Below are 6,909 nucleotides of genomic sequence, written 5' to 3' on the forward strand. Positions count from 1 at the left end.
GTCACTCGGGTCGACGTCAGCGCGGTGCGAACGTCACCGCGGCCCCGCCGCCAACGACGCCGCGCGCGTGCCCTCCGCTGGCCCTCGGGCCCCGGGGACCCGCTGGGAGCGCGGCGTGCCCGTCCCGGCGAGGCGCTGCTGCCTGCGGGGCCGGCCCCGCCGCTTCCTGCCGGGGCTGGGCCAGAGCAGGACGTAGAGGGTCGACAGGGCCACGAAGCCGAGCCGGACCAGGCCGCGCGTCGCGTCGTCCGGGATGAACAGCGTCCCGCCGTAGAGGGCGAACAGAGCGATCCAGCTCCACCACGGCACCAGACGTCGCTGGCCCACGGCGTCCCACAGCAGGGTGCCGAGCAGGACTGAGGCGCTGTAGTAGGTGTAGGTGCTCGGGTCGAGCAGGATGCGGGCGTTCGCGCCGAGCAGGATGACCGCCGGCCAGCGGCCGCGCCAGACGGCCAGTGCGCCGAGCGCGCCGCCGAGCGCGAACTGGGCGGGGCGGTCCCACGGCGGGGTGCCCGCGCTGGTCACGCCGAGCCAGCGCAGCGAGGACGCGGGCTGGTTGGGGATCGCGAACTTGGCCGCCGAGATCGAGCCCAGGTTGCCGAGGTAGAAGGGGAGCCAGGCGCCGGCGACCAAGCCGCAGAAGAGCAGGAACGGCCCGCGCCGGGTGCCGCGCGGGAGTGCCAGCAGCAGCACCGCGAAGGGCACCGCCGTCGGCTTGGCGTCGACGGCCAGCGCCAGCCACACCGCCACCGCCCAACTGCCGCCGCGCGCCAGCGAGTGCACGGCCACGGTGGCGAAGAACAGCGCCAGCACGTCATCGAGGTGCGCGAAGCGGACGGAGACCTCGATCCACATCGGGATGAAGGCGAGCCCCGCGATGAGGATGCGCTGTTGCAGGCGGCGGTGGTTGGTGCCGGTGCCCAGGTAGTGGAGGGCGGCGGTGCGGCCGACCAGCGTCAGCATCACCAGCCCGAGCACGGACATCGCCGCCTCGGCGAGCAGCTGCCCGGTCGCCGGGCTGAAGGGCTGGAAGAGGCGGGCGGCGGCGAGGCTGACCGGGCCGATCTGCAGTTCGGGGTGCGAGGCGTAGAGCGAGAGCCCGCCGCCGGGCGTGCCGCCGAAGAGCAACTGCTCGCCCTGGCGCAGGTAGTGCCAGGACACGCCGCCGCTCGGGACGACCAGCACGAACCAGAGCGCGGTCCATCCGACCAGGAGCAGGTGGTGTCTGCGCACCGGCAGCCACCGGACGATGCGCCCGGTGTCCGCCCGGTAGTCGGAGAGCGCCGTCTCCTCTCCCGCTCGGCTCACGTTCGTCCTTTTCGCCTGTTTCACCCGTTACCCTCCGGGGTGCGGGTCATCTTAGGCGTTGAACGAAAGAATGATGAGTGGTCGAACCGGTGAGCGGTCTTACCGAAGGTCGGTCACCGACCGGTCTCCGGTTGCGCCGACCACGCCCACCTCGTCCCGGAGCAGCCGCGTGAGCTCTGTCACAGCCTCAGGAAAGCCTCCTTCGCGCGGGGTCCCGTAGCCGAGGACGAGACCGGTGCGGCGCGGAGCGGAGGCCCCCTCGGCCCCCGGCCCGGAGGCGTCCGCGTGCCAGTGCTCCCCGAGCGTGCCGAACGCCAGGCTGCGGGCGGCCGCCTGACGCAGCAGGTGGGACTCCGGGGGCGCGCCGGTCGGCAGCCCCAGCAGCAGGTGCTGACCCGCCGCGACGCCCTCCAGCGGGTAGCCCTCCAGCGCGGAGAGCAGCAGGTCCCGGCGGCGCCGGTAGCGCGAGCGGCTCGCGCGCACATGCCGGTCGTACGCGTGGGAGGTGATGAACTCGGCCAGCGTCAGCTGTCCCAGGGCCTCCGTCTGGAAGTCCGTCAGACGCTTGGCCCGCATGACGGGCTCGACCAGGCGGCCCGGCAGCACCATCCAGGCGAGCCGGACGCCGGGTGCGAGGGTCTTCGACGCGGTGCCCACGTAGACGACGTCGTCCGGGGCGGTGCCCTGGAGCGCGCCGACGGGTTGGCGGTCGTAGCGGAACTCGCCGTCGTAGTCGTCCTCGACGACCACCGTGGCTGCCGCCCGCGCCCAGGAGACGAGGGCGCGCCGCCGGTCCGGGTGCAGGGTGACGCCGGTCGGGTACTGGTGGGCCGGGGTGACGACCGCCGCGGCCACGCCCGAGGGCGGCAGCGCGGCGGGGTCCGCGCCGAGGGCGTCCACCGGCAGCGGGACCACCTCCCGGCCGGCGAAGCGCAGCGCCTCGCGGTGGAAGGGCAGCCCCGGGTCCTCCAGGGCGAACGCGCCGCCCGGCAGGACGTGGGCGAGCAGGGTGAGGGCCTGGACGTAGCCGGCGGTGACGACGATGCGGCCGGGCGCGGCGTCCACGCCCCGCGCACGGCCCAGGTAGTCCGCGAGCGCGGCGCGCAGTTCCGGGCGGCCGCGGCTGTCGCCGTAGGCGAAGACGGCGGGCGGGGCCTCGCCGAGCGCGCGGCGGGAGGCGCGGAGCCAGGCGGCGACGGGGAAGGAGCCGACATCGGGAGTGCCGGGCCGCAGATCGTGCCGGGGCGGGCGTGGTGCGCCCCGCGTGGCGCGCCGCTCCGGGCGGGCCACGTCCGCGACGCGGGTGCCGGAGCCGTGACGGGCGATCAGGTAGCCCTCGGCGGTCAGTTGGTCGTAGGCGGCGCTGACCGTCCCCCGGGAGACGCCGAGCTCGGCGGCGAGCACGCGGGTGGCGGGCAGTTGGGTGCCGCAGGAAAGGCGTCCGCCGCGGATCGCGTCCCGCAGCGACCGCTCCAGCGCGGCGCGCACGCCCCCGCCGGAAGCCCGCCCCGCGGTCAGGTCGAGGTGGAGGTCGACGCCGAAAGTGGACCAGTCATCGGACATGGAAATGGACCTTATCGTGGGTCCAGTGCGAGGGCAGACTGATGGGCATGACGACGAACACGAACACCGCAGCGAAGACCGAGGCTCCCCGTACCGAGGCTCCCCGTACCGAGGCTCACCTGACCGAGGCTCACCGGCTCGAGAACCCGAAGATCACCGTCCGCGTCGCCGCGGACAAGCTGGCGCCCGCCGCCATGCGCGCGATGGTCGCCCTCGACAAGGCCACCGCCGGCAGCGACCTGGAGCCGGGGCTCAAGGAGCTGGTCCGTGCCCGGGCCTCGCAGCTCAACGGCTGTGCCTACTGCGTCGACACGCACAGCGCCGACGCGCTGGCCGGCGGCGAGGACCAGCGGCGGCTCCTGCTGCTGCCGGTCTGGCGGGGGACCGGCCTGTTTCCCGCCGCGAGCGCGCGGCGCTCGCGCTGACCGAGGCGGTGACCCGCCTCTCGGACGGTCCGGTGAGCGACGAGGTGTGGGCGGATGCGGCCGAGGAGTTCGAGGAGACCGAGCTCGCCGAGCTGGTCTGGCTGATCACCACCATCAACGCCTGGAACCGCGTCAGCGTGGCGTCGCAGGCCTGGCCCGTCAACGAGTGACGGACCAGGCCCGGCGGGTGGCCCAGGCCCGGCGGGTTGGCCTGGCCCGGCGGGTGGGCCTGGCCCGACGGGGCGGGTAGTTCCGCGGGATCAGTGGCCGAGGGCAACCTCGACGATCTTGACGATGACCAGCACCATCGCGACGAGCAGGTAGCCGCGGAGGGCGCTCATGCCGATCCTGCGGCCGGTGGCCATGACGGGCCGGGTGAGCGTCTCCAGCGGCGGCATCCGCCACTCGTCGCGTCCCGTGCGGTCGACGGGGTCTTCCTTGGTGGCGGTGCGGCGCTTGGTGAAGGCGGCGTAGCCGGCGGCCAGCACGCCCACGACGCCGCAGGCGGCCATGATGTCGATGATCGCGCCCGCGCTGATGTCCGGGAACAGCACCGAGGCGGTCAGGATGATCGACAGCGTGACCAGCACCCCGACGACGGCCGCCGTGAAGGCGTTCGTCTTCGGGCCGTTCACCCACGGGCCGAGCACCTGCTTGTCGTTGCACAGCAGCAGCAGGAACACCGTGGCGGAGGGCAGCAGCACGCCGGCGAGGGTCTGCACGCCCTCGGTCAGCAGGCCGAGCGGGGAACCGGGGATCAGCACGACCGCGGCCGCGAGGGCCACGATCCCGGCGTAGACGGCGTAGAAGCCCTTCGCGCCCTTGATGCCGCGGTGCAGCGAGTGCTTGATGCCGAACACGTCGCCGATGGCGTAGGCGGTGGAGAGCGAGACCGCGAACGCGCCGATGATCGAGGCGTCGAGCAGGGCGACGGCGAAGAGCAGGCCCGCGATCTTGCCCGCGTGGGCCTCGATGCCGTGGGCGAGACCGGCCGCGTCGGTGAAGCCGCCGAAGCCGGAGGTGCCGGCGAACGCGGCGGAGGTGACCCCCATCAGCGCGGCCGCGCCCAGGACGACGATGACGATGCCGAGCCACAGGTCGGCCTTCTCGTACTTCATGAAGCGCGGCGTGATCCGCTTGTCGATGACGTAGCTCTGCTGGAAGAACAGCTGCCACGGCGCGACGGTGGTGCCGACGATGCCGATGATCAGCAACATCACGGTGGCGAGCTGGCCCTGACCGCCCGGCAGGTTCGGCACCACGAAGTCGTGGGCCATCTGCGAGGTCTTCGGGTGGATCATGAAGTAGAGCGGGATCAGCAGCAGCGAGCCCGCGCACAGCGCGATCGCGATGCGCTCGAACCGCTGGAAGGAGCCGGTGAACGCGGAGGCGATGATGATCGCGGCGGCCAGCACCACGGCGGCGGCCTTGGGCAGGCCCAGGTAGCCGGCCGCCAGGGTGATGCCGATGAACTCCGTCACCAGCGTCAGCGCGTTGAGGATGAACAGGTCGATGACGCTGAACGCGCCCCAGAACTTGCCGAACCGCTCCAGGATGAGGCGGGCGTGGCCGACGCCGGTGACCGCGCCGAGGCGCAGCACCATCTCCTGGTTGACGTAGAGCACGGGCACGAGCAGCAGCAGCGTCCACAGCAGGTGGGTGCCGTAGTTCTGCCCAGCCTGGCCGTAGGTGGCGAAGGCGCCGGCGTCGTTGTCGCCGACCATCACGATCAGGCCGGGGCCGACGATCGCGAGCAGGGTCTTGAGCTTGGCGGACAGGCCGCGCGGCTCGGTGTGGTCGTCGAGCTTGATGGTGCCGAGCGCGCCGCGGATGTCGCCGAGGTGCGCGTCGTCGAGCACCGCCGAACGGGCGGCGCCGGTGACCTGGGGGTCGATGGTGGTGGTCATGGTGAACCCTCCCTGGTGGCCGTGAGGCCGGGTGAGAGGGCATGCAGCATCCATCCGCCCTGCGTGCGGGCACAGGCGGGCGCGCAGGCGAAAGTAAAGTGCAGGTGGTTACCGCATGCCGAAAGAAGACGAGGTCAAGCGGGTGTCATGGGGCCGTTTGTGGCCCGGACTAGGACTGCAGTCCATTGCTTCTCGCCTCCCTCCGGTCATGACGCGTCACGCGTCCATGCGGCAGGGGGCACACCGGACCCGGATCGTCGAACCGGTCCGGCACACCCCAACTCGTCAGAGCTTTGGCACTCCACGGCGTAGCGCTGCGCGCAGCCACTTGGCCTCAACCCTTAGGTCGGGAGGAGGTGTCCTGATCCGGAGCGTCTCTCGACGGTTGGGATCAGTGGCCTGTGTCCGTGGAGACGCCTCACCGAACGAGGTGTCTCATCTGAAGAACCCGTCCAGGGTCGCCCCGCTGTGTCAGCGCTGTCAAATCCGTTAACGCGCTGCTAACGCCTCAGTCCGCCTCCGGCACCGCACCCGGTGCCGCCTCCGGTCCCTGTTCCAGTGCGCCCCGGAGCGCCCGCGCGCCCGCGGCCTCTGGGGCGTCCATCTGCTCGTACAGCTCCGTCGCCCCGTTGTGCGCGGGGGACTCGCACAGCAGGACCGATCGTCGGGGCGTCGGCGGCGACCGCGACGAGGTTGGCCCGCTCCGCGTCCGGCCAGGTGCGGGCGGGATCCGCGAGGGCGACAGCGCCCGCGGCACCCGCCCTTCGGGGCCGGCGCCTTGCCGCCGTTCGGAAGACCGTTCAGGTTGCCGTCGGCTCAGGCGGACTTGGCCGCCTTCGCGGCCTTGGCCGCCGCCTTCATCTCCTGCTTGTGGGCGCGCACCTTCTCCAGCGAGGCGGGGCCTGTGATGTCCGCGATCGAGCGGAAGCTGTCCTTCTCGCCGTAGGCCCCGGCCGCCTCGCGCCAGCCCTTCGGGTGGACGCCGAACTGCTTGCCGAGCAGCGCGAGGAAGATCTGCGCCTTCTGCCGGCCGAAGCCCGGCAAATCCACCAGCCGGTCCAGTAGCTCCGTGCCGCTGGCGACGTCCCGCCACAGCGCCTCGGCGTCGCCGTCGTAGTGGGTGTCCAGGTAGGCGCACAGCTGCTGGATGCGCTTGGCCATCGAGCCCGGATAGCGGTGGACGGCAGGCTTCTGCGCGCACAGCGCGGCGAACGCCTCCGGGTCGTAGTCGGCGATCGTGTGCGCGTCCAGGTCGTCCCCGCCGAGGCGTTGCAGCAGCGTGTACGGGCCCGTGAAGGCCCACTCCATCGGCACCTGCTGGTCGAGCAGCATCCCGATCAGGGCGGCCAGGGGGCTGCGGCTGAGCAGGGCGTCCGCGTCCGGGTCCTGGGCGAGGTGGAGGTCGGTCGCCATGGCGCTCTCCTTAGGTCCTGCCTCACGGTCCTGAGCTCACCGGACCCATGGGTCCACGGGCCCATTTTCCGCGCGCCCACCCCTGCACGCCCGGCGAAACGCCGTCACCCGCCCCCGTCACCCGCCCTCGCCCGCCCCCGCCGTCGCCCGCGCTGTCCGCTCCCGCCGTCCCGCGAGCTGCCCGCTCCCGCAGCCCCCGCGCCGCCGCGCGCCGGATGCGGAGCTCGCGGCTCAGAGGCCGACCGCGCCGTCGATGCGCTCGCGCAGCAGATCGGCGTGGCCGTTGTGGCGGG

At 72.7% G+C, this 6,909-nt stretch carries 6 protein-coding genes and 1 riboswitch; of the genes, 2 read left to right on the forward strand and 4 right to left on the reverse strand.

Features of this window, described 5'->3' with window-relative positions; translation table 11 throughout:
* Nucleotides 1-33 precede the first annotated feature (33 nt).
* Nucleotides 34-1,239 (reverse strand): hypothetical protein, encoded by a 1,206-nt coding sequence (locus tag TR48_RS31105; protein WP_236652417.1) that lies wholly within the window; start codon nucleotides 1,237-1,239, stop codon nucleotides 34-36.
* A gap of 168 nt (nucleotides 1,240-1,407) precedes the next feature.
* Nucleotides 1,408-2,871 carry a MocR-like pyridoxine biosynthesis transcription factor PdxR gene (pdxR, locus tag TR48_RS31110; protein WP_042373644.1) on the reverse strand — a complete coding sequence of 488 codons (1,464 nt, stop codon included), beginning with the start codon at nucleotides 2,869-2,871 and terminating at the stop codon, nucleotides 1,408-1,410.
* 47 nt (nucleotides 2,872-2,918) lie between these two features.
* Between pdxR and TR48_RS31115 the strand changes: the two genes are divergently transcribed.
* On the forward strand, nucleotides 2,919-3,296 hold the full coding sequence (locus TR48_RS31115) for a carboxymuconolactone decarboxylase family protein (RefSeq protein WP_369405625.1): 378 nt from the start codon (nucleotides 2,919-2,921) through the stop codon (nucleotides 3,294-3,296).
* 32 nt (nucleotides 3,297-3,328) lie between these two features.
* Nucleotides 3,329-3,466, forward strand: a complete 138-nt coding sequence (locus TR48_RS46705; RefSeq protein ID WP_369405626.1) for a hypothetical protein — start codon at nucleotides 3,329-3,331, stop codon at nucleotides 3,464-3,466.
* Between the two features lie 90 nt (nucleotides 3,467-3,556).
* Here TR48_RS46705 and TR48_RS31120 read toward each other — a convergent pair whose 3' ends face one another.
* On the reverse strand, nucleotides 3,557-5,203 hold the full coding sequence (locus TR48_RS31120) for an NRAMP family divalent metal transporter (RefSeq protein WP_042373646.1): 1,647 nt from the start codon (nucleotides 5,201-5,203) through the stop codon (nucleotides 3,557-3,559).
* A 269-nt stretch (nucleotides 5,204-5,472) separates the two neighbouring features.
* Nucleotides 5,473-5,640: riboswitch (M-box (ykoK) riboswitch) on the reverse strand.
* Between the two features lie 379 nt (nucleotides 5,641-6,019).
* Nucleotides 6,020-6,616 (reverse strand): HhH-GPD-type base excision DNA repair protein, encoded by a 597-nt coding sequence (locus TR48_RS31125; protein WP_042373648.1) that lies wholly within the window; start codon nucleotides 6,614-6,616, stop codon nucleotides 6,020-6,022.
* Nucleotides 6,617-6,909: the final 293 nt, after the last annotated feature.

The sequence above is a fragment of the Streptacidiphilus neutrinimicus genome (assembly GCF_000787815.1).
In the GTDB taxonomy this organism is placed as follows: Bacteria; Actinomycetota; Actinomycetes; order Streptomycetales; family Streptomycetaceae; genus Streptacidiphilus; species Streptacidiphilus neutrinimicus.